Source organism: Burkholderia arboris (assembly GCF_038723655.1).
Classification (GTDB): domain Bacteria; phylum Pseudomonadota; class Gammaproteobacteria; order Burkholderiales; family Burkholderiaceae; genus Burkholderia; species Burkholderia arboris.
In genome coordinates this window covers 92,126-111,303 of record NZ_CP109822.1, presented here as the reverse complement: position 1 = coordinate 111,303, position 19,178 = coordinate 92,126, and the positions used below count along the sequence as shown (strand labels likewise).

The following is a 19,178-nucleotide window of genomic DNA, read 5'->3' as shown; positions in this document are numbered from 1 at the left end:
GGATCGCGCGCGGCGTAGCGTTCCGGGTGTCGGGTTCGCATCGACGAACCGGCCTGCCGGAGAACGTGACGTGAATGGATTGAAGCTCGCGCTGGGCGCGGTTGCCGCGGTGGCGCTCGCGACGGGCGGCGTGGCCCATGCTGCCCGGGTCGGGGTCTATATCGGCCCCGGCTACCCGTATTACACCCCCGTCGTCCCTGTGCCGTACTACTACCCGCCGCCCGTCGTCGCGGTACCGGTCGATCCGCCGCCGCCGCCCGAGTATGTCGAGAAGGGGCAGCCGCAGGACGACGGCGACGCGAGCCTCTGGTACTACTGCGACGCGTCGAAGCACTACTACCCGTATGTGAAGACCTGCAAGTCGGGCTGGCGATCGGTGCCGGCGCGGCCGCAATAACGGAGCCGCGACGATGACATCCGCCTATCGATTCTTGCGCGTGCCGGCTGCGCTGGCGCTGGCTGGCCTGCTGGGCGCATGCGCGTACATGCCGGCCGGGCCGAGCGTGATGGCGCTGCCCGGCACCGGCAAGTCGTTCGACCAGTTCCGCGCCGACGACGGCAGTTGCCGTCAGTACGCGTTCGAGCAATCCGGCGGCGTGAGCGCCGGACAGGCGTCGACCGCGAGCGCGGTCGGCAGCGCGGCCGTCGGTACCGCGCTGGGCGCGGCGGCCGGCGCCGCGTTCAACGGCGGCACCGGTGCCGCCGTCGGCGCGGGCGCGGGGCTGCTCGCGGGCAGCGTCGTCGGTGCGGGTGCCGCGCAGGGCTCGGCCTACGATGTTCAGCGCCGTTACGACTACGCGTACCTGCAGTGCATGTATGCGACGGGCAATCGCGTGCCGGTGCCGGGCGGGATGAGCGGCGGCAGGGGGGGCGGGTATGGCGGTGGCGGATACGGCGGCGCGCCGCCGCGCGCGGCGCCGCCGATGCCGCCCGCCGGCGTCCAGCCGCCGCCGCCGCGATATTGACGCGCGATTGCGGCTCGCGGCCGGCACACGCTGCGTGAATTGCGTACACTCTGAGTCTCGTTTCGGCAGGGCCGGGCGCAGGGATGCCGGTCCGCGTTTACTCAGGGCTTAGCGATGATCGATTTACGCAGCGATACCGTGACACGTCCGAGCCAGGCAATGCTGGCCGCCATGATTGCCGCCGAGACCGGCGACGACGTCTGGGGCGACGACCCGACCGTGCTGCGCCTGCAGGCGGTAACGGCCGAGCGGGCCGGCAAGGAAGCCGGCCTGTTCTTCCCGAGCGGCACGCAGAGCAACCTGGCCGCGCTGATGTCGCATTGCGAGCGCGGCGACGAATACATCGTCGGCCAGCTCGCGCACACCTACAAGTACGAAGGCGGCGGCGCGGCCGTGCTCGGCAGCATCCAGCCGCAGCCGATCGAGAATGCGCCGGACGGCACGCTGCCGCTCGCGAAGATCGCCGCGGCGATCAAGCCGCTCGACAATCACTTTGCCCGCACGCGCCTGCTCGCGCTCGAAAACACGATCGGCGGCCAGGTCTTGCCGGACGGCTATGTGCAGGAAGCCGTCGCGTTCGCGCGCAGCCGCGGGCTGTCCACGCACCTCGACGGCGCACGCGTGTGCAACGCGGCCGTCGCGTCGGGGCGGCCGATCGCCGAGCTGTGCGCGCCGTTCGACACCGTGTCGATCTGCTTCTCGAAAGGGCTCGGCGCACCGGTCGGTTCGGTGCTGGTCGGCAGCCGTGCGCTGATCGAGCGCGCGCAGCGCTGGCGCAAGGTGCTCGGCGGCGGGATGCGGCAGTCGGGCATCCTCGCGGCGGCGTGCCTGTATGCGCTCGACCACAACGTCGAGCGGCTCGCGGACGATCACGCGAATGCCGTGCATCTCGCGGAAGGCCTCGCGCGCATCGATGGTGTGAAGGTGCTGTCGCATGCGACGAACATGGTGTTCGCGCAATTCCCCGAAGCCGATTGCGCGCCGCTCGAGGCGTGGCTCAAGGCGCGCGGGATCCTCACGCAGATGCTGTACGCGTCGCGCTTCGTCACGCACTGCGACGTATCGCGTGCAGACATCGACACGTTCCTCGATGCGGTTGGCGCGTTTTTCGCGCAGCACCGCGCGTAAGGTGGCATGCGCCGGCCGGCGGGGGCGCCGGCGAGACGTGGCGCGAAGCAGGGAGCGAAGAGGCGACGGGGGCGGCGTGGCAACCCGTCTGTCGATATCGGGCGAGTCGGCGGGTTACGCTTGCCGCGGTGCGTCGGCGGGCGGCGTGCCGTCGCGGAACAGCGCTTGCAGTTGCGTGCGCAGTTCGGCGCTGTCGGTGTGCTGGTGCACCAGCACCGCATGTTGCACGGCGGCCTCCAGCAGTTCGTTGTCGGAGTCGGCAGAAATCGCGACCGAGCAGTTCATCGCGCTGGGAAACTCGCGGCAATCGATATAGCGGCGGGACATGATGTTCTCCTTGCGGGAAAGGGAACGGCCGGATTGGCTTGATCGGCCGCGCGGCGCATTCGCGAGGCCGATGAAAAAAGTATAGGCGGCGCGGCAGGGATGCTCGCCGCGACGCGCACCACGTCGGAGGTGTCGATCACCCGCGCGTCATGGCAGCGGCGCGAGCAAGCGGCGCGCCGCTTCGACGACGCGCTCGGACAGCGACGCCATCGTCGGCGACTGCACGGTCCAGGCGTGCCAGTACAGCGTGACGTCGGTCGGATGCGCGGGCGCGAGGTCGACGAGCCCCTGTGCATCGAGCGGCGTCGCGCCGATCAGCGGCTCCGGCACCATCGCGTAGCCGAGCCCGTGCCGCACCGCCGCAAAGTGCGAATGGGTGCCCGGCACGTAGTGGCACGGGTATGCGCCGTCAGGCAGCCCGAACTTCTCCTTCAGGAACGACGACTGCAGCGTGTCGCGCCGCGAATACGCGACGACGGGCGCCTTGCGCGCGCTCGTGCGGTTCAGCCCGCGCGGAAACCAGCGCACCGCAAACGCGGCGGCCGCGAGCAGCCGGTAGCGCATCGTGCCGAGCGGCGTGGCGATGCAGCCGCGCATCGGCTTCGGCTCGGTCGTCACGCAGCCGACCGCCATCCCGCTTTCGAGCAGGGCGAACGTGTGGTCCTGATCCTCGACGATCAGTTCGAACAGGATGCGCTCGCCCGCGAGCACGGATGTCAGCGCGGGCAGGAACCACGTGCCGAGGCTGTCGGCGTTCAGCGCGATCGTCACCGAGATCGGCGATTCGCGCTCGGTCGCGAGCGTGCTCTGCAGGTCGGCTTGCAACAGCGCGACGCGGCGCAGGTGCTGCAGCACGCGCTGGCCGGCCACCGTCGGGCGGCATGGACGCGTGCGCAGCACGAGCGGCGTGCCGAGGCTGGCTTCCAGCGCGCGGACCCGCTGCGTGACGGCGGAGGCGGTCACGTGCAGGCGCACGGCCGCCTGCTCGAAGCTGCCGGTGTCGGCGACGGCCAGCAGCGCGGCGGCCTGCTTCGGATCGATCGTCATCGACATGTCGGTGGAATTCCTGTGAACGCGGATGAAAACAGGCCGTAGTGTAAGGCAGTGGGCGCACCCATCCGGGCGTGGCGAATCGTCATCGGAATGGGTTGCCGCGCATGGGATGCCGGCGGCGCGTGCATTTTGATCTACGCTGTAGGGATGTGCGAAACGCGGCGGGCGCGATGCCGCTCGCGCGGCGGCGATGTCATCATGCCGAAGCCGAAGCCGAAGCCGAAGCCGAAGCCGAAGCCGAAGCCGAAGCCGAAGCCGAAGCCGAAGCCGAAGCCGAAGCCGAAGCCGAAGCCGGCGACGATGTACATCACGCAGGCCCGACCCCACCTCACCGAAGAACCAGCGACGGAGCGACTGAGCGATGATCTTCCGGCAACTTTTCGACCCGCAATCGTCGACTTATACGTATTTGCTCGCTGACAGCGCGTCACGCGAAGCGCTGCTGATCGACCCGGTGTTCGAGCAGGTGCGCCGTGATGCGGCGCTGCTCGACGAGCTCGGGCTGCGGCTCGTCGCGACCGTCGACACGCATGTGCATGCCGATCACGTGACCGGCGCGTGGCTCCTGAAGCAGCGCACGGGCAGCGCGATCGCGATCTCGGCCGCGAGCGGCGCGCAGGGCGCCGACCGCTACCTGAACGACGGCGACCGCTGCGCGTTCGGCGCGCGCTACCTGACCGTGCGCACGACGCCCGGCCACACGAGCGGCTGCATCAGCCTCGTGCTCGACGACGAATCGATGGCGTTCACCGGCGATTGCCTGCTGATCCGCGGCACCGGCCGCACCGACTTTCAGCAGGGCGATCCGCGCGCACTGTATCGCGCGGTGCACGGCCGGCTCTTCACGCTGCCGGCCGCGTGCCTTTTGTATCCGGCGCACGACTATCGCGGGCTCACGGTGACGAGCGTCGGCGAAGAGCGGCGCTTCAATCCACGCCTCGGCGGCGATCTCAGCGAAGACGATTTCGCGGGCTACATGCGCAACCTCGGGCTCGCGCATCCGCGTCAGATCGACGTCGCGGTGCCGGCGAACCTGCAATGCGGCGTTGCCGCAAACGCGCCCGATGTGCAGGCGGCGCCCGACTGGGCGCCGCTCGTCTATACGTTCGCGGGGTTCTGGGAAATCGATCCGCAGTGGCTTGAGGATCACCTGCCGGCCGTGCAGGTCGTCGACGTGCGCGAGCCGGACGAATTCGCGGGCCCGCTCGGCCATCTGCCCGGCGCGACGCCGATCCCGCTCGGCGAACTGGCCGCGCGCGCCGGCGAGATCGCGCGCGACCGGCCGGTCGTGACCGTGTGCCGGGCCGGCGGGCGCTCCGCGCAGGCGACCGTGATCCTGCTGAAGGCCGGGTTCGATGCGGTCGCGAATCTCGGCGGCGGGATGCTGCGCTGGCGCGCCGAGGGGCGTGTCGTGAGGGACGGCCGGTCGTAGCGACCGAAGTCGCAAAAAAATATCCGGAGCGATGTCGAACCGGCCCGGCGCCGTTCGTCGTCAAGGTATCCGTTCATGTGGCGCCGCAAGACGCGGCGCCGAAACCCTGAGAGAACCCGCGATGATGCCGACGCTCTATGCCCATCCCTTTTCGTCCTACTGCCAGAAGGTGTTGACCGCGCTGTACGAGAACGGCACGCCGTTCGAGTATCGCCTGCTTGCACACGACGATCCGAAGCCGATGCAGGAACTGACCGCGCTGTGGCCGCTGAAGCGCTTTCCGGTGCTGGTCGAAGCAGGCCGCACGGTGATCGAGGCGTCGATCATCATCGAGTATCTCGGCCTGAACCATCCGGGCCCCGTGCGCCTGCTGCCCGACGATCCGCACGCCGCGCTCGAGGTGCGGATGATGGACCGTTTCTTCGACAACTACGTGTCGACGCCGCAGCAGAAGGTCGTGCACGACGCGCTGCGCCGGGAATCCGAGCGCGATGCGCGCGGGGTCGCCGATGCGCGCGCGATGCTCGACACGTCGTACGCGTGGCTGGACAACAAGATGGCCGATCGCGAATGGGCGGCCGGCGATCATTTCAGCCTCGCCGATTGCGGCGCCGCGCCGTTCCTGTTCTACGCGGACTGGACGCACCGGATCGATCCGAAGTTTGCGAACGTGATCGCGTATCGCAAGCGTCTGCTCGCGCGGCCGTCGTTTGCGCGCGCGGTGGACGAGGCGCGGCCGTTTCGCTCGTTCTTCCCGCTCGGCGCGCCCGATCGCGACTGACCTGCGCGGCCGTCGCGCGGCGCGCCGCCGCCGCGCACGGCCGGCAGCGCGCGCCAGGGCGACGGAACGAAAGCAGCAGCGGCAGCATCGCGGCTCCGGTCCGTCACATCGTATGCGTGACCGACTGCGCGAGCGTCAGCAGTTCGTCGAACTGCGTGATCAGCTCGAAGCACAGCAGGAACGCGAGCGTATAGGCGGGCGCGGGGAAGCGCCGGATCGTCGCCAGCACCTGCGGCGCGAAGCGTGACCGGATCGTGTCGCGCGTCAGCAGCCACGCGATCGCGATGCCGATCGCGGCGCCCGCGATCAGGTCGGTCGGGTAGTGAAAGCCGAGATACGCGCGCGGCAGGCAGATGAAGACGACCGAATACAGCAGCGCGACGATGCCGACGCGGCGCGCGATGATGAAGATGCCGGTCGCGATTGCCATCCACAGCATGGCGTGATCGCTCGGGAACGAACTCCATGCCTGCAACGTGGCGGCGCGCAGTCCGGCCGACGGGAAGTGCAGGTGCAGGTCGGGGTTGTAGATCGGCCGCACGCGGAACGGCAGCACCTGCGCGAGCAGGCGGCCGAATGCGAGTGCAATGAGTCCGCTCGCAATCGTCGCGACGACCAGCTCGCGTTGCCGCTCGCGCTCAGGGCCCGGCTGGAACCACAGCCAGCACAGCACGGGAATGAGCACGAAGCCCTTGAACGTGTACAGGCCGGCAATCACGCGGATCGCGTGATTCATCAGCGGGCCGAACGTCACGTGGGTGAGGAAGATCTGGATCGTGGTGTCGAAATTGTTCATGTTCTGCGACCCCGGCGGACGCAGCACATGACATGCGGCCGGCAGGATCTGGAAGCGCGCTCGCCCGGAGCGCAACGGGGGGCAAGTATGTCACCCGTTTTTTCGAAGAAAATGCGAAAAAATACCGGGAATCCCCTGATAAAACGGGGCTGTGTGGTGGGGCCGGATGGGAGAGCGCCGCGCGGTGCGGCAGGGTCGAATCGTCCGACGTTTGCGCGCGAGCACGCATCGCCGTTGTAAAAATATTGGGTTGAACTGGGCAATCTGGCCGGCCGGTGCGGACCTTGCGCCGGATGAACGATTGCCGGGCAATACGCGAGCGAATCTGCCGGGCCGCGCGGCGTCATGCCTGCGCCGATCGAAAATAAAAGAAAAGGCGGGCAAGCCCGGTGGGTCTGCCCGCCTCGTCTGCGCGACGCCGGATGTCAGTTGCGCCAGACCCGTACGGCGAGCGCGGCCAGCGACGTCGCAACGGCCAGCGCGGTCACCGCATTCCAGCCCAGTTGCGCGAGCAACAAACTGCCGATCGCGGCGCCGGCCGCCATCCCGATGAACATGCCGACGAACAGCACCGCGTTGAGGCGGCTGCGCGAGGCGGGATCGATCCGGTAGACGATTGCCTGGTGCGCGATCAGCGTCGCCTGCACGCCGAGATCGAAGCCGATCGTCGCGACCGCGAGCAGCACGAGCTGCGCATGCGGCGACATCAGCGGCGCGGCGGCCATCGACGCGAACGACAGCGTCGCGATGCCGATGCCGATGCGCGTGACGCGCTCGGGGCCGTGATGGTCGGCCAGGCGCCCGGCGATCGGTGCGGCCAGCGCGCCAGCGGCGCCCGCGAGGCCGAATGCGCCCGCGGCCGCGCTGCCGAGATGAAACGGCGCGCCGTGCAGCATCACCGCGAGCGTCGACCAGAACGCGCTGAAGCCGATAGCGAGCAGCCCCTGCGCGAGCGCGGCGCGACGCAGGGCCGGATGATCGCGCCACAGCGCGCCGAGCGACGCGATCAGTGCGCGATAAGGCAGGCGCGTGGTCGGCTCGAAGCGCGGCAACCCGCGCGCGGCCACCGCGCCGATCACGGCGACGCTGACGGCCGCGAGCGCGAACATCGCGCGCCAGCCGGCCGTTTCCGCGATGAAGCCGGCCACGACGCGCGACAGCAGGATGCCGAGCAGCAACCCCGTCATCACCGTGCCGACGATGCGGCCGCGATGCGTGTCGTGCGCGAGCGTCGCGGCGGCCGGCACGACGTCCTGCGCCATCGTCGCGGCGAGGCCGATCGCGAAGCTCGCCCCGAGCAGCAACCCGAGCGACGGCGCGATCGACGCGAGCAGCAGCGCGACGACCAGCGCGGCAGCCTTGGTCACGATTACGCGGCGCCGGTCGAAGCGGTCGCCGAGCGGCGCCAGCAGCAGGATGCCGAGTGCATAGCCGAGCTGCGTGAGCGTCGGCACGAAGCCGATCGCGCGCGCCGACGCGCCGAGATCGGGCCCGAGCGCGCCGAGCATCGGCTGCGCGTAGTAGAGCGGGGCGACGCCGAGGCCGGCGGCGGCCGCGAGCAGCAGCACGAGCCGGCGATCGGGCATCGAATGGGCGGCCGGATGGGTGGCCGGATGGGCCGGGGCATGCGCCATACGGGGCGCGGTGTCGAGTCGGGTCGGGGTGGACATGGTGTGCATCCTCGGTTGGATAACGCGATGGACGCGAGTGTGGCGGCACGTGGCAGGCCACGGTAGTGCCGCCTTGCGCAGATTTGTTATACGCTGCGCGAATGACCGAGAAATCTTCCTCTTCTCCCGCTGCTGGCGGGCCTCAGCGCGTTCAGGCCGTGCCGGTGGACGGCGCCGGCTATCGTTTCGAGCTGATGGAAACCTTCGTACGCATAGTCGAGGCCGGCAGCCTGTCGGCTGCCGCCGCGCAACTGCATACGACGCAGCCGACCATCAGCCGGCGGCTGCAGGCGCTCGAACGTTCGCTCGGCATGCGGCTGCTGCAACGGACGACGCACACGATGCGGCTGACCGTCGACGGCGAGCGCTGTTTCAAGCGCGCGAAGGAGCTGCTGGCGAACTGGGCGGCATTCGAGGCCGACTTGCGCGGCGCGCAGGAGGAGCCCGACGGGCTGCTGCGCGTCGCGGTACCGCACGCATTCGGGCAGGAGCGTTTCGTCGCGCCGCTCGCGCAGTTCCTGCGCGACTATCCGCGCGTGTCGATCGAATGGCTGCTGCAGGACGAGGTGCGCGATTTCGTCGGCAGCGGTATTGATTGCGCGATCCAGGTCGGCGAGCCGACCGATCCGGGCGTGGTCGCGATCCGGCTGACGAAGGTGCCGCGCTTCGTGGTCGCCGCGCCGTCGGTGCTGAACGGCGCCGACGTGCCGGCCGACCCCGACGCGCTGGCCGAGCTGCCGTGGCTCGCGCTGCGCACCTACTACCGCAACGAGCTCGCGCTGACGCACGCCGCCACCGGCGATACGCGGCGCATCGCGATCCGGCCGCGCATCACGACCGCGAACCTGTATGCGCTGCGTAGCGCGGCGCTGCTGGGCGTCGGCGCGTGCGTCGGCTCGTCATGGATGCTGGCCGGCCATCTCGCGCGCGGCGAGCTCGTGCACCTCGCGCCCGAGTGGCAGGCCGCGCCGCTGCCGGTCTACCTGACCTATCCGCATGCGCAGTTCTATCCGTCGCGGCTCGTGCGGTTCGTCGCGATGATGCGCGAGGCCGTGCCGCCGCTCGTCGAAGGGCGCGAGGGCGATCCAGCCGGCGCGTGATGGCACGTGCCGTCAGCCGCGCCGGATCCCTTCCGGCAGCGCGCTGATGCGGCGCACCTCGGGCGAGTCGAGCCATGCACGCGACGTCGCGCAGTCGACGAACATGTCGGTCGCGTCTTCGCCCCAGAACAGGTCGCCGTCGAGTGCGAAGGTCGGCACGCCGAATACGCCGTCGGCGATCGCCTGATCGGTGTTCGCGCGCAGCGCGTCCTTGACCGGTTGTGCTTCAACGGCCGTCACGCCCTCCGGGAAACCGACGGCTTCGCACAGCGCGGCGAAGCCTTCCGGCGTCGATACGTCCTGGCCGTCGCGCCAGACATGCCGGAAGATCCGCCGGATCGCGTCGCGTGAACTGCCCATCGCGATCGCGAGGCGCAGCGGCTTGATCGGGTTGAACGGGTGCGCGGGCGGCATCCGGAATGCGATGCCGAGCTTGTCCGCGCGATATTGCGCGTGACGATAGGTGAAGACGCGTTTGGCCGCGATTTCCGCCGGCGCTTTCTGGCCCCAGTGCGCGAGCAGCGCGCCGAGCACGATCGGCCGCGGCTCGAACGCCGCGGCGGGCGGCAGGCGGTCGAACTGTTCCTGTTGCAGATAAGCGAACGGCGAAACGAAATCGAAATACCAGGTGGCGGTACGTGCGGCGTTCATCGCGAGCGTCTCCTCGTGCGGGTCCGGATGGATCGGGGCGGACCAGTGTCGCACGCGGCGGCGTTTTGCGCTGCCGCATCGCTTTTTCGCCGCCGGCGCGACCGGTGCGCTATGCGGCTTCCACCAGCGCCGCGAGCCGCGCCAGCGCCATCTGCCAGCCGGTCTCGTTGTCGGCGGCCGGCACGCCGGGCGGTACGCCGTCGTGCACGGCGTCCACGCGCGTGCCGCCCGCTTCGTCGGACAGCGTGATCGTGATCGTCATTGCGCCGCGCAGCATCGGATCGTCGGTTTCGAACACGTCGATCTCGACGATCTGCTTGTCCGGCACGAGCGTGACGAAGCGGCCGTGATAGGTGTCGGTGCGTGCGCCGGACTTGCCGGTGCCGGCCAACGGCGCGTCGTAGCTCAGCGACACGCGCAGCGCGCCGCCTTCGCGTGCATCGTACGCATGCACGCGGCACGTCATGCCGTCGGGCACCTTCCATTGCTCGACTGCGTGCGGGTCGAGCAGCGCGCGGTAGACGCGCCCGCGCGGGGCGTTCAGGTGCCGGCTGACCCGGGTCGAATGCGTGTGCGTATGCAACATGTGGCCTCCCGCGGAGCGCGCGCGACGGTGCACGCCGGAGCCCGGCGTGTCGTCATGCTTCCTTCAGGAATCCTAGGCGTGGGCGCGGCGCCACGCAACGACCGCGCATTCGTCTGCGTTCAGCGTAGCGTTGCGGCGAATGCGTCGAGCTGCGTGATGCAGGTGTTCCAGCCCTCGAAAAAGCCGAGCGCTTCGTGGCGCTCGCGCGTCGCGGCATCCGGATGCATCACGCGCGCTTCGTAGCGGCTGCCCGCATCGTCGTCGGCCATCGTGACGACTGCCGTGAAACCCATCCATGGCGCCTGCGGCCGCCAGCCGCCGGTGAGCATCGACGTGAAGGCGATGCGCGATTCCGGCACGATTTCGAGGAAGCAGCCGGGGTTGTCGCTCGTGCCGCCGTCGGGGCCGCGCATGAACGTGTGGAAAGCGCCGCCCGGCCGCAGGTCGAATGCGCGCACCTCGGTGGTCCACGGCTGCGGGCACCACCATTCCTTCAGCAACTCGGGGTCGGTCCATGCGCGCCACAGCGCGTGGCGCGGCGCGCGCAGCGTGCGCGTGATGACGAGATCGTGGGCTTCAACGGGTTCGACGTGGCTGGCTGACATCTTGCTCCTCCTGATGATGGCGTTCGACGAATTCGACGAGACGATCGGATCGTGCTTCCCACAGCGCGCGCTGCGCGGCGAGCCATGCCTCGGCCTCGGTCAGCCGGCTGCCGACCAGCGCGCAGGTGCGCGAGCGGCCGGTTTTCCGGGTCTCGACGAGGCCGCTGCGCTCGAGCACGGCGACATGCTTCATGAACGACGGCAGCGCCATGTCGAACGGCGCGGCCAGCGCGGAGACGGTCCGCTCGCCCTGGCCGAGCGCGCTGACGATCGCGCAGCGTGTCGGATCGGCAAGGGCGTGGAAGACGTCGCTGATGCCGGGTTGAAAGTTAGCCATATGGCTAAGTGTAGACGACGTGACGGGCGATGCAGCGAAAATTTTCGTCGCGTACGATGATGGGGCGGTAACGCGCGCCGACCGGGTGCGACGTTGCCGGACGCCTGCCGCCGTCGCGAGCTTCGATGGCCGGCCGGTGCTCTTTCGATCCCGGCCCATGCCGAACCCGCGCGTGCGGCCCGCCTGACTACCGGAGATGGCATGACCGAATCTGTTACCGTCCGCCGCGTCGACGCGCGCGAAGCGATGAGCTGTGTCGACGCGCTGGCCGACGTGCTGGTCGATTGCGTCGAAGGCGGCGCATCCGTCAGCTTCATGCTGCCGATCGAGCGGCCGACTGCCGTCGCGTTCTGGACGCGCGTGGCCGAGGGCGTCGCGCACGACGAGCGCATCCTGCTCATTGCCGAGGACGCGTCCGGCCGGATCGTCGGCACTGTGCAGGTCGTGACCGGCCAACCCGAGAACCAGCCGCATCGCGCGGACATCGCGAAGATGCTCGTGTCGCGGCATGCGCGCCGGCAGGGCATCGCCGCACGGCTGATGGCGGCGGCCGACGCGGCCGCGCGCGACGCCGGCAAGACCGTGCTCGTGCTCGACACCGTGACGGGCGGCGACGCCGAGCGGCTGTACGAGCGGGCCGGCTGGCAGCGCGTCGGCGTCGTGCCGAACTACGCGCTGATGCCCGACGGTGCGCTCTGCGCGACGACGTACTTCCACAAGCAGTTGGCGTAACGGCATCCGTCATGCATCCGGTCGCCCCGGCGCTCCTGTGCTTCACGCTCGCGGCGGGTGTCGTGGCGCTGATCGCGCCGGCGATGCTCGCGGTCGCGTGGCGGTGCCGCACGCAGGTGCCGTTGCGCGTGTTTTTCTACGGCATGCTGACCTTCTTCGTGTTCCAGCCGGTGCTGCGCCTGTCGTGGCAGATGCCGCTGTTCTACTGGCTCGGGACCGGTCCGCGCTGGCGTGTGCCGATACTCGTGTTCGCGGCGTTGACGGCCGGGCTTTTCGAGGAATGCGGGCGCTGGGTCGCATTCCGGTATCTGCTGCCGAAGCGGCACGACATGCAGACGGCGGTGATGCTCGGGTTCGGGCATGGCGGGCTGGAAGCGATGCTGCTGGTCGGTGTCGGGTTTGTCGTGCTCGGCACGGGCTACCTGCTCGCGGATGCGGGCTACGCCGTGTCGGCCGGCAATCGGTCGCTGATCGGGGCGCAGTTCGCGGCCATGACGCCCGGATCGCCGTTTCTCGCGCTGTTCGAGCGGGCGAGCGCGATGGCCGCGCATGTGGGGCTGTCGCTGATCGTGCTGCAGGCGTTCGTCCGCGGCACGAAGCGCTGGCTTGCGTATGCGATCGCGTTCCATTTCATGTTCGACCTCGCAGCGGTGCTGCTGACGCGGTACTGGCATGTCGATACCGTGCTGGTCGAGGTGCTGCTGTTCGTGTGCAGTGTCGCGCTTCTGGGGTTGGGGATGCGCTGGAGCCGACGGGGCGCGGGGGCGGGCGATGCGCGTACGGGGCCCGCCGTGTGACGGACCTGCTTCGTTTCAGCCCTGCGCGGCGGGGTTTGCCCGGCGGATGGCCTGCCGTTCCCCCATTCGCCACCGGCTCACGAGACTCAAGCCCATCCCGGCCGTGACGATTGCAATACCCGCGAGCGCCGGCGCATGCGGCCGTTCGCCAAGCAGCAGCACCGCCTTGAGCGTGGCAAGAAGCGGCATCATCGCGGCGAAGGTCGCGCCGATCGCCGGGCCGAGCGCGACGACGGCCTGGCTGAAGCAGTAGAGCGCCAGCACCGACATCAGCACGCCCTGGTAGGCCGCCTGCGTCGCGATGGCCGCGACCGGCGCATGCAGCACGGCATCGCCGCGCATCGCGAGATAAAGCGGGCAGTAGAGCACCGCCGAGCCGACCGCCACGACGGCCGTCGCGTGCAGCGCACCGGTTCCGGCCCGCTTCGTGGTCACGTTGTAGACGGCCCACAGCAGGCCGCCGAGCACGAACAGCGCGAGCGCAGGCAGCCCGATCGCGCCGTGCAATGCGTCGGACGCAGTCAGCACGATGCCGAAGAGGATCGCGGCGATGCCGGCGATCTGCGCGGCACTCAATCGTTCGTGCGCGACCTGCCGGCCGAGGATGGCCGTGAACGCGATCATGCTGCCCGGCGTCAGCGCGAAATAGCCGACCGGCGCGCGGCTCAAGGCTGCCGAGACGGTCAGGATGTACGGCGCGCCGGCGCCGGTCACCATCAGCGCGATCGATGCCGGGCGCAGCGTGCCGAGGCCACGGCGCAGCAGGACGGGCAGCAGCAACGTGCCCGAAACGGCGAAGCGGATGAATGCGATGTCGTACGCGTCGAATGCCGAGTGCGTGACGCCGAGGCGCGTGACGACCGGAAAGCCGCCCCAGATGAGCGCGGCGAGCAATCCGTAGCTGATGCCGGCGAGCCGTTCGTTGCTGTTCATGTGCTGTCCTTGCCAGGCGGCCGCTGCGCGAGCGGTGGAGCGAGCCGATAGGGGGCAAGGATGCTGCGCTTCGAATCGTACGTCCAATATATTATTTGGACGCTATTAGGTCGTAAAAAGTCTTTATCGAGGCGGGAGGGGGCTCGTGGCGGCGCGCGCGTGGACGTCTGCCGGGTCGCGGCGCGTGCTGGCCGTCGAGCGGAAGCCAGCCGGCATGAAAAGCGGGGCTGGACGCGTTGCCGGTCCGATATATTCACGTTCACGCAGGAAGACTCCACCGCCACGCCACGGAACCGCGCCTCGATGAAACGCTCCCACGTCGCTTTCGCCCTCACGGGCCTGCTGGTCGCGCTGCCGATTGCCGCGTATGCGCTCGTCAAGCCGCTGCGCGTCGTCGCGCCCGCGCTGGTCCCCGGCGTGTCGTGCCCGAGCGCCGACATCTGCACGGACGATGCCGCGAAGCTCGGCGACGCGCAGCAACTCTATCGCGACGGTTATGCGCGTGCGGCGGCGGCCGTCGGCGCGTTCCGCGACGCACCGCGCGTCGTGTTCTGCTCGACGCGCGCGTGCGCCGACGCGTTCGGCCTCGGCACGCGCGCGGCGCTGACGCTCGGCGATTTCGGCGTGGTGATCGCGCCGCGCGGCTGGCAGACCTACTTCCTCGCGCACGAACTGATCCATCACCGCCAGGCGGAAGCGCTCGGCAACCTCGCCGTCGTGACCAAGCCGCGCTGGCTGATCGAAGGGATGGCGTATTCGCTCAGCGAAGATCCGCGCCATCCGCTGGCCGAGCCGTTCCAATCGTGGCGCACGCAGTTCGCCGCGTGGAATGCGGCGCGCGGCGGGCAGCCGCTGTGGGATGCCGCGCGGGCGGTGGAGTAGCGCAGCGCGCCGGGTGACGCGCGAGCGGCGTCAGTGGGCGGCGAAGGGATCGTAGCTGCCGAAGGTCCAGACGTTGCCTTCGGGGTCGCGCACGTTGTAGCCGCGGCCGGGATAGCCGTCGTTGTCCGTGGGCTCGGTGAGGATCTCGGCGCCGGCCGTCCGGGCGCGGGCGCAGTGCGCGTCGGGGTCGTCGATCACCGCGCATACGCACATGGTGATACCGCCTGCCTCGGACGCAGTCTTCCAGCGATACAGGTCGCGCACGGGGCCGGGGCGGGCCGAACCAAGCATCACCATCTGGCCGTGCAGCGTCAGCTCGGCGTGATGAATCAACGTCGGATCGCTCGCGTCGGCATAGACCGCGTGGCGCTCGAAGCCGAAGGCGTTGCAAAGGAAGTCGATGGCGGCCGGCGCGTCCACGTAGCGCAGGCAGGGGATGAGGGCGTGATGGACTGGCATGGTTCGAACCTCCGGGTTGGGGTCGGGTTCTGCTTCGTCGCTGCTTCAGGGGAAAAACGCGCAGGTTCGACCCGCCGCCTGCGCTCCGGGGCGCGGCGGCGGGCCGGCCCGTCAGACCGTCGTGTCGATGATGCCCGGGATCTTCACGTCCGGGTTCACGTCCGCGTCGTAGTCGACACCGGCGATCTCGAAGCCGAACAATCGCAGGAATTCGGTCTTGTAGCCGGCGAAATCGGTCATCTCGTAAAGGTTCTCGTTCGTCACGTGGTCCCACATCGCGACGACCTTCGACTGCACCTGCGGATCGAGTTCCTTGTAGTCGGCGCGCAGGCGGCCTTCTTCGTCGGTGTGCGGCGTCGTGCCGTACAGGCTGTCCTTCAGGAGCCCGTACACCTGCTCGATGCAGCCTTCGTGCGTACCGGTTTCCTTCATCACCTTGAACAGCAGCGACAGGTACAGCGGCATCATCGGGATCGCCGAGCTGGCCTGCGTGACGACGGCCTTCAGCACCGACACGCGAGCGTCGCCGCCGTGCGCGGCCAGCTTGTCGCGGATCGACAGCACCTTCTTGTCGAGATCCTTCTTCGCTTCGCCGATCGAGCCGTTCCAGTAGATGTCGTGCGTGATCTGCTCGCCGAGGTACGTGAACGCGGTGGTCTTCGCGCCGTCGGCCAGCACGCCGGCTTCAGCCAGCGCGTCGATCCACATCTGCCAGTCCTCGCCGCCCATCACGGCGACGGTGCCGTCGATCTCTTCCTGCGTCGCCGGTTCGAGCGCGACCTCGCGGATCACTTCCTTGTCGGTGTCGAGACCGCGGAACGTGACGGCCTTGCCGATCGGCTTGAGCGTCGAGCTGATGGTTTCGCCGGTCTTCGGATGCGTGCGGCGCGGGGCCGCGAGGCTGTAGACGACCAGGTCGACCTTGCCGAGATCCTGCCTGATGGTGTCGATCGTGACCTGCTTGACGTGGTCGGAGAATGCGTCGCCGTTGATGCTGCGCGCATAGACGCCCTTTTCGGCGGCGAATTTCTCGAACGCGGCGCTGTTGTACCAGCCGGCCGTGCCGGGCTTCGTTTCGCTGCCGGGGCGCTCGAAGAACACGCCGAGCGTGTCCGCGCCCGAGCCGAATGCGGCCGAGATCCGGGCGGCGAGGCCGTAGCCGGTCGATGCGCCGATCACGAGCACCTTTTTCGGGCCGTTGGCGATCGGGCCGTGCGAAGTCACGTAGTCGATCTGTTCCTTGACGTTGGCTTCGCAGCCGACGGGATGAGTCGTCACGCAGATGAAGCCACGCACGCGCGGTTTGATGATCATGGAAACCTCTTGTCAGAAAGGCAGAAACGGCCTGAAATCGGAAAAATCCCGCGCATTGTAATGGATGCGGCCGATCGCGGGCGGGCGCGGCCGGACGGTGCCGGATCATCCGGTTATTTCTCTCTTGACAGAAATAACTGAAATGAATAAATTTGCCGACATGGAACTCACACCGATAGCCGAACGATTCATTCTCCACTGGGGCGAAATGGGCTCGCGGTGGGGCGTCAACCGTACCGTCTCGCAGATTCACGCGCTGCTCTACCTGGCTGGCCGGCCGGTCGCGGCCGACGAGATCGCCGAGACGCTCAACGTCGCGCGCTCCAACGTCAGCACGAGCCTGAAGGAACTGCAGGCGTGGCGCCTCGCGAAGGTCGTGCACGTGCTGGGCGACCGCCGCGACCACTTCGAGACGTCGACCGACATCTGGGAGTTGTTCAAGCTGATCGTCGAAGGGCGGCGGCAGCGCGAGATCGAGCCGACGCTTACGGTGCTGCGCGACTGCCTGACGAATCCGGAGATCGCGAACGAGAGCCGCGAGACCGAACAGCGCATCCGCGACACGCTGCAGTTCGTCGAGACGCTCACGACCTGGTCGGACGAGATGCTGCGGCTCAAGCCCGATACGCTGATGAAGGCGCTCGGCATCGGCGCGAAGATCAGCCAGACGGTCAGGCGCAAGCCGTCGAAGTAAGCGGTAACGGCAGTGCGGGCGGACAGCCCGCTTTTTTCGGGGTTGTTATTTCTGTCTGTACAGAAATAACTGTAAATAGAGGATGAAAATGAACGTAGTCCTGCCGTCGACCTGCCAGCACGATCGCACCGGCGCGCGCAGCATGACCGTTCTCGTCTGCGGCGCGAACGGCTTCATCGGGCGGGCGCTGTGCGCGCAGCTCGAAGCCGGCGGCCATCGCGTGCTGCGCGGCGTGCGTCACGCTGCCGGGCCGTGCGACGTCGCGATCGACTTCGCGAAGGATGTCGATCCGCAAGCGTGGCTGGCGCGGCTGGCAGGCGTCGATGTGGTGATCAATGCGGTCGGCATCCTTGCCGATCGACGCGGCGCGACGCTCGACGCCGTGCATCGCGCCGCGCCGTGCGCGCTTTTTACCGCGTGCTGCCGCGCCGGCGTGCGGCGCGTGATCCAGATCTCGGCACTGGGCGTCGAGCGCGGCGATACGCGGTACTTCGCGAGCAAGCACGCGGCCGACCGCTTCCTGCAGACGTTGCCGATCGATTGCCGGATCGTGCGGCCCGCACTCGTCTACGGCGTGGATGGCGCGTCGGCGCGGTTTTTCCGGATGCTCGCGAGCCTGCCCGTGCAGATGCTGCCGGCCGGCGGCCATCAACGGCTGCGTCCCGTGCATGTCGACGATCTCGCTGAAGTCGTCGCGCGGCTCGTCGTGCAACCCGGCGACGCGCAGGCGGCCGGCAGCCGGGTGATCGACGTGGTCGGCAACGACGAAGTCGAATACCGCGAGATGCTGGCGAGTTACCGTGCCGCGCTGGGCTTTCCGCCGGCTGCCCGCGTGATGCTGCCGGGCCCGCTGGTCGGCGCGGCGGCCGTGCTGTCCGGCGCGTTGCCGGGCGCGATGCTGACGCGCGACACGTGGACGATGCTGCGCGGCGGGAACACCGGCGATCCGGCGGCCGCCGCGGCCGTACTGGGCCGGCCGCCGCGCGGCATCGGCAGCTTCATCGGTGCGGACGCCGCCGCGCTGCGCCGCGACGCGCTCGCGATGTGGCGGCGCCCGTTGCTGCGGGGCGCGCTCGCGATCGTGTGGATCTGGACGGCGATCGCCAGCGCATTCATCCATCCGCTGCACGCGAGCCTCGCGCTGCTCGCACCTGCGCACCTGACGGGGCTGCCCGCGCTGATTGCGCTCTATGCGGCCAGTGCGCTGGACTTCGCGTTCGGCATCGCGTCCGTCGCCGCGCCTTCGCGGCGCCTGTGGGCCGCGCAAGCCGTGCTGATCGTCGCGTATTCGACCGTCATCGCGGTCACGATGCCCGGCCTGCTGGCCGAACCGTTCGGCCCCGTGCTCAAGAACGTGCCGATTCTCGCCATCCTGTTGATCCTTTATTCAGAAGAAGAACGAGCATGAATACCTATCTCGTCATCAAGGCGCTTCACATCCTGTCCTCGGTGCTGCTGGTCGGCACGGGGTTCGGCACCGCGTTCTACCTGTTCTTCGCGAACCGCACGCGCTCGGTGCCCGCGATCGCGGCCGTGTCGCGGCTCGTGGTGCGCGCGGACTGGTGGTTCACGACGCCGGCCGTGATCTTCCAGCCGGCGTCCGGGCTATGGCTCGCGCATACGGCCGGCTGGCCGTGGCACACGCCATGGCTGCTCGCGTCGATCGTGCTGTATGCGGTCGCCGGTGCGTGCTGGCTGCCGGTCGTATGGCTGCAGCTCGAACTTGCATCGATGGCAAAGCTCGCGCACGCGAATGGCGACGCCGCGTTGCCGGAGCGCTACTGGCGCTACGCGAAGCGCTGGGAACTGCTCGGTTATCCGGCGTTCTTCGCGATGCTGACCGTCTACTTCCTGATGGTGGTCAAGCCGATGTGAGTCTGTCGCCGCCGTGCGCGAGCGGCGGTTACCAGCACCGGAATGCAGTCAACCGATCGAT

The 19,178-nt window shown here is 68.9% G+C and carries 24 protein-coding genes; 12 read left to right on the top strand and 12 right to left on the bottom strand.

Translation table 11 applies throughout. The features are described 5' to 3' along the window. Positions 1-70 precede the first annotated feature (70 nt). The 3 genes from OHZ10_RS17675 to ltaE all read left to right on the top strand — a co-directional run bounded on the left by OHZ10_RS17675 (position 71) and on the right by ltaE (position 2,093). The gene (locus OHZ10_RS17675) at positions 71-397 is read left to right on the top strand and encodes a hypothetical protein (RefSeq protein WP_059238627.1); all 327 of its coding nucleotides are present in this window, start codon (positions 71-73) and stop codon (positions 395-397) included. 13 nt (positions 398-410) lie between these two features. After that, positions 411-965 (top strand): YMGG-like glycine zipper-containing protein, encoded by a 555-nt coding sequence (locus OHZ10_RS17670; protein WP_342705444.1) that lies wholly within the window; start codon positions 411-413, stop codon positions 963-965. 114 nt (positions 966-1,079) lie between these two features. Next, complete coding sequence (gene ltaE / locus OHZ10_RS17665; protein ID WP_342705443.1) at positions 1,080-2,093, top strand: low-specificity L-threonine aldolase; 1,014 nt, start codon at positions 1,080-1,082, stop codon at positions 2,091-2,093. 114 nt (positions 2,094-2,207) lie between these two features. Here ltaE and OHZ10_RS17660 read toward each other — a convergent pair whose 3' ends face one another. From OHZ10_RS17660 to OHZ10_RS17650, 3 genes are all read right to left on the bottom strand, one after another. Further along, positions 2,208-2,420 carry a DUF1059 domain-containing protein gene (locus OHZ10_RS17660; RefSeq protein WP_011353793.1) on the bottom strand — a complete coding sequence of 71 codons (213 nt, stop codon included), beginning with the start codon at positions 2,418-2,420 and terminating at the stop codon, positions 2,208-2,210. A 147-nt stretch (positions 2,421-2,567) separates the two neighbouring features. Further along, complete coding sequence (locus tag OHZ10_RS17655) at positions 2,568-3,473, bottom strand: HTH-type transcriptional regulator ArgP (RefSeq protein ID WP_342705442.1); 906 nt, start codon at positions 3,471-3,473, stop codon at positions 2,568-2,570. A 134-nt stretch (positions 3,474-3,607) separates the two neighbouring features. Continuing rightward, positions 3,608-3,781, bottom strand: a complete 174-nt coding sequence (locus OHZ10_RS17650) for a hypothetical protein (protein ID WP_342705441.1) — start codon at positions 3,779-3,781, stop codon at positions 3,608-3,610. 53 nt (positions 3,782-3,834) lie between these two features. Between OHZ10_RS17650 and OHZ10_RS17645 the strand changes: the two genes are divergently transcribed. Together OHZ10_RS17645 and OHZ10_RS17640 are read left to right on the top strand one after the other, a co-directional pair. Beyond that, positions 3,835-4,905: a rhodanese-like domain-containing protein gene (locus OHZ10_RS17645; RefSeq protein ID WP_059238635.1), complete on the top strand. Its 1,071-nt coding sequence runs from the start codon at positions 3,835-3,837 to the stop codon at positions 4,903-4,905. Between the two features lie 121 nt (positions 4,906-5,026). Then, positions 5,027-5,686 (top strand): glutathione S-transferase family protein, encoded by a 660-nt coding sequence (locus OHZ10_RS17640; protein WP_174991610.1) that lies wholly within the window; start codon positions 5,027-5,029, stop codon positions 5,684-5,686. Between the two features lie 103 nt (positions 5,687-5,789). Here the strand turns inward: OHZ10_RS17640 and OHZ10_RS17635 are convergent, their stop codons facing one another. Next, positions 5,790-6,482 (bottom strand): phosphatase PAP2 family protein, encoded by a 693-nt coding sequence (locus OHZ10_RS17635; RefSeq protein WP_059240880.1) that lies wholly within the window; start codon positions 6,480-6,482, stop codon positions 5,790-5,792. Positions 6,483-6,907: 425 nt separating this feature from the next. Next, positions 6,908-8,152 (bottom strand): MFS transporter, encoded by a 1,245-nt coding sequence (locus OHZ10_RS17630; protein WP_342705440.1) that lies wholly within the window; start codon positions 8,150-8,152, stop codon positions 6,908-6,910. Between the two features lie 101 nt (positions 8,153-8,253). On the opposite strand from OHZ10_RS17630, the gene OHZ10_RS17625 reads away from it, so the two are divergent. Next, entirely contained in the window at positions 8,254-9,252 is a 999-nt protein-coding gene (locus OHZ10_RS17625) for a LysR family transcriptional regulator (RefSeq protein WP_059238639.1), read from the top strand. A 12-nt stretch (positions 9,253-9,264) separates the two neighbouring features. Here OHZ10_RS17625 and OHZ10_RS17620 read toward each other — a convergent pair whose 3' ends face one another. From OHZ10_RS17620 to OHZ10_RS17605, 4 genes are all read right to left on the bottom strand, one after another. Continuing rightward, complete coding sequence (locus tag OHZ10_RS17620) at positions 9,265-9,903, bottom strand: 2-hydroxychromene-2-carboxylate isomerase (RefSeq protein ID WP_342705439.1); 639 nt, start codon at positions 9,901-9,903, stop codon at positions 9,265-9,267. A gap of 109 nt (positions 9,904-10,012) precedes the next feature. Continuing rightward, entirely contained in the window at positions 10,013-10,489 is a 477-nt protein-coding gene (locus OHZ10_RS17615; protein ID WP_174991609.1) for an SRPBCC family protein, read from the bottom strand. Positions 10,490-10,608: 119 nt separating this feature from the next. After that, a complete protein-coding gene (locus OHZ10_RS17610) occupies positions 10,609-11,094 on the bottom strand; it encodes an SRPBCC family protein (RefSeq protein ID WP_059238645.1) in 486 nt (161 codons plus the stop codon). Then, positions 11,066-11,431, bottom strand: a complete 366-nt coding sequence (locus OHZ10_RS17605) for an ArsR/SmtB family transcription factor (protein WP_174991783.1) — start codon at positions 11,429-11,431, stop codon at positions 11,066-11,068. Before OHZ10_RS17605 ends, OHZ10_RS17610 begins: the two co-directional genes overlap by 29 nt. A 201-nt stretch (positions 11,432-11,632) precedes the next feature. Between OHZ10_RS17605 and OHZ10_RS17600 the strand changes: the two genes are divergently transcribed. After that, complete coding sequence (locus OHZ10_RS17600) at positions 11,633-12,163, top strand: GNAT family N-acetyltransferase (RefSeq protein WP_059238649.1); 531 nt, start codon at positions 11,633-11,635, stop codon at positions 12,161-12,163. 11 nt (positions 12,164-12,174) lie between these two features. Continuing rightward, on the top strand, positions 12,175-12,960 hold the full coding sequence (locus OHZ10_RS17595) for a YhfC family intramembrane metalloprotease (RefSeq protein ID WP_059238651.1): 786 nt from the start codon (positions 12,175-12,177) through the stop codon (positions 12,958-12,960). Positions 12,961-12,975: 15 nt separating this feature from the next. On the opposite strand, the gene OHZ10_RS17590 is transcribed toward OHZ10_RS17595, so the two are convergent. Then, a complete protein-coding gene (locus OHZ10_RS17590) occupies positions 12,976-13,893 on the bottom strand; it encodes a DMT family transporter (RefSeq protein WP_342705438.1) in 918 nt (305 codons plus the stop codon). A gap of 303 nt (positions 13,894-14,196) precedes the next feature. Between OHZ10_RS17590 and OHZ10_RS17585 the strand changes: the two genes are divergently transcribed. Beyond that, on the top strand, positions 14,197-14,775 hold the full coding sequence (locus tag OHZ10_RS17585) for a hypothetical protein (protein WP_342705437.1): 579 nt from the start codon (positions 14,197-14,199) through the stop codon (positions 14,773-14,775). A gap of 30 nt (positions 14,776-14,805) precedes the next feature. On the opposite strand, the gene OHZ10_RS17580 is transcribed toward OHZ10_RS17585, so the two are convergent. Continuing rightward, positions 14,806-15,234: a VOC family protein gene (locus tag OHZ10_RS17580; protein WP_174991604.1), complete on the bottom strand. Its 429-nt coding sequence runs from the start codon at positions 15,232-15,234 to the stop codon at positions 14,806-14,808. 111 nt (positions 15,235-15,345) lie between these two features. Then, positions 15,346-16,548 carry an enoyl-ACP reductase FabV gene (gene fabV / locus OHZ10_RS17575; RefSeq protein ID WP_256087089.1) on the bottom strand — a complete coding sequence of 401 codons (1,203 nt, stop codon included), beginning with the start codon at positions 16,546-16,548 and terminating at the stop codon, positions 15,346-15,348. A gap of 160 nt (positions 16,549-16,708) precedes the next feature. On the opposite strand from fabV, the gene OHZ10_RS17570 reads away from it, so the two are divergent. From OHZ10_RS17570 to OHZ10_RS17560, 3 genes are all read left to right on the top strand, one after another. After that, on the top strand, positions 16,709-17,242 hold the full coding sequence (locus OHZ10_RS17570) for a GbsR/MarR family transcriptional regulator (protein WP_006480371.1): 534 nt from the start codon (positions 16,709-16,711) through the stop codon (positions 17,240-17,242). A gap of 88 nt (positions 17,243-17,330) precedes the next feature. Then, on the top strand, positions 17,331-18,650 hold the full coding sequence (locus tag OHZ10_RS17565; protein WP_340625620.1) for an SDR family oxidoreductase: 1,320 nt from the start codon (positions 17,331-17,333) through the stop codon (positions 18,648-18,650). Then, entirely contained in the window at positions 18,647-19,117 is a 471-nt protein-coding gene (locus OHZ10_RS17560; protein WP_059238660.1) for a DUF2269 family protein, read from the top strand. The genes OHZ10_RS17565 and OHZ10_RS17560 overlap by 4 nt, the downstream gene beginning before the upstream one ends. Positions 19,118-19,178: the final 61 nt, after the last annotated feature.

Excerpts from the sequence above, each read along its gene's own strand:
- OHZ10_RS17670 (WP_342705444.1), top strand. The coding sequence starts at position 411 with ATGACATCCGCCTATCGATTCTTGCGCGTGCCGGCTGCGCTGGCGCTG.
- ltaE (WP_342705443.1), top strand. The coding sequence starts at position 1,080 with ATGATCGATTTACGCAGCGATACCGTGACACGTCCGAGCCAGGCAATG.
- OHZ10_RS17660 (WP_011353793.1), bottom strand. The coding sequence starts at position 2,420 with ATGTCCCGCCGCTATATCGATTGCCGCGAGTTTCCCAGCGCGATGAAC.
- OHZ10_RS17655 (WP_342705442.1), bottom strand. The coding sequence starts at position 3,473 with ATGTCGATGACGATCGATCCGAAGCAGGCCGCCGCGCTGCTGGCCGTC.
- OHZ10_RS17650 (WP_342705441.1), bottom strand. The coding sequence starts at position 3,781 with ATGTACATCGTCGCCGGCTTCGGCTTCGGCTTCGGCTTCGGCTTCGGC.
- OHZ10_RS17645 (WP_059238635.1), top strand. The coding sequence starts at position 3,835 with ATGATCTTCCGGCAACTTTTCGACCCGCAATCGTCGACTTATACGTAT.
- OHZ10_RS17640 (WP_174991610.1), top strand. The coding sequence starts at position 5,027 with ATGATGCCGACGCTCTATGCCCATCCCTTTTCGTCCTACTGCCAGAAG.
- OHZ10_RS17635 (WP_059240880.1), bottom strand. The coding sequence starts at position 6,482 with ATGAACAATTTCGACACCACGATCCAGATCTTCCTCACCCACGTGACG.
- OHZ10_RS17630 (WP_342705440.1), bottom strand. The coding sequence starts at position 8,152 with ATGTCCACCCCGACCCGACTCGACACCGCGCCCCGTATGGCGCATGCC.
- OHZ10_RS17625 (WP_059238639.1), top strand. The coding sequence starts at position 8,254 with ATGACCGAGAAATCTTCCTCTTCTCCCGCTGCTGGCGGGCCTCAGCGC.
- OHZ10_RS17620 (WP_342705439.1), bottom strand. The coding sequence starts at position 9,903 with ATGAACGCCGCACGTACCGCCACCTGGTATTTCGATTTCGTTTCGCCG.
- OHZ10_RS17615 (WP_174991609.1), bottom strand. The coding sequence starts at position 10,489 with ATGTTGCATACGCACACGCATTCGACCCGGGTCAGCCGGCACCTGAAC.
- OHZ10_RS17610 (WP_059238645.1), bottom strand. The coding sequence starts at position 11,094 with ATGTCAGCCAGCCACGTCGAACCCGTTGAAGCCCACGATCTCGTCATC.
- OHZ10_RS17605 (WP_174991783.1), bottom strand. The coding sequence starts at position 11,431 with ATGGCTAACTTTCAACCCGGCATCAGCGACGTCTTCCACGCCCTTGCC.
- OHZ10_RS17600 (WP_059238649.1), top strand. The coding sequence starts at position 11,633 with ATGACCGAATCTGTTACCGTCCGCCGCGTCGACGCGCGCGAAGCGATG.
- OHZ10_RS17595 (WP_059238651.1), top strand. The coding sequence starts at position 12,175 with ATGCATCCGGTCGCCCCGGCGCTCCTGTGCTTCACGCTCGCGGCGGGT.
- OHZ10_RS17590 (WP_342705438.1), bottom strand. The coding sequence starts at position 13,893 with ATGAACAGCAACGAACGGCTCGCCGGCATCAGCTACGGATTGCTCGCC.
- OHZ10_RS17585 (WP_342705437.1), top strand. The coding sequence starts at position 14,197 with ATGAAACGCTCCCACGTCGCTTTCGCCCTCACGGGCCTGCTGGTCGCG.
- OHZ10_RS17580 (WP_174991604.1), bottom strand. The coding sequence starts at position 15,234 with ATGCCAGTCCATCACGCCCTCATCCCCTGCCTGCGCTACGTGGACGCG.
- fabV (WP_256087089.1), bottom strand. The coding sequence starts at position 16,548 with ATGATCATCAAACCGCGCGTGCGTGGCTTCATCTGCGTGACGACTCAT.
- OHZ10_RS17570 (WP_006480371.1), top strand. The coding sequence starts at position 16,709 with ATGGAACTCACACCGATAGCCGAACGATTCATTCTCCACTGGGGCGAA.
- OHZ10_RS17565 (WP_340625620.1), top strand. The coding sequence starts at position 17,331 with ATGAACGTAGTCCTGCCGTCGACCTGCCAGCACGATCGCACCGGCGCG.
- OHZ10_RS17560 (WP_059238660.1), top strand. The coding sequence starts at position 18,647 with ATGAATACCTATCTCGTCATCAAGGCGCTTCACATCCTGTCCTCGGTG.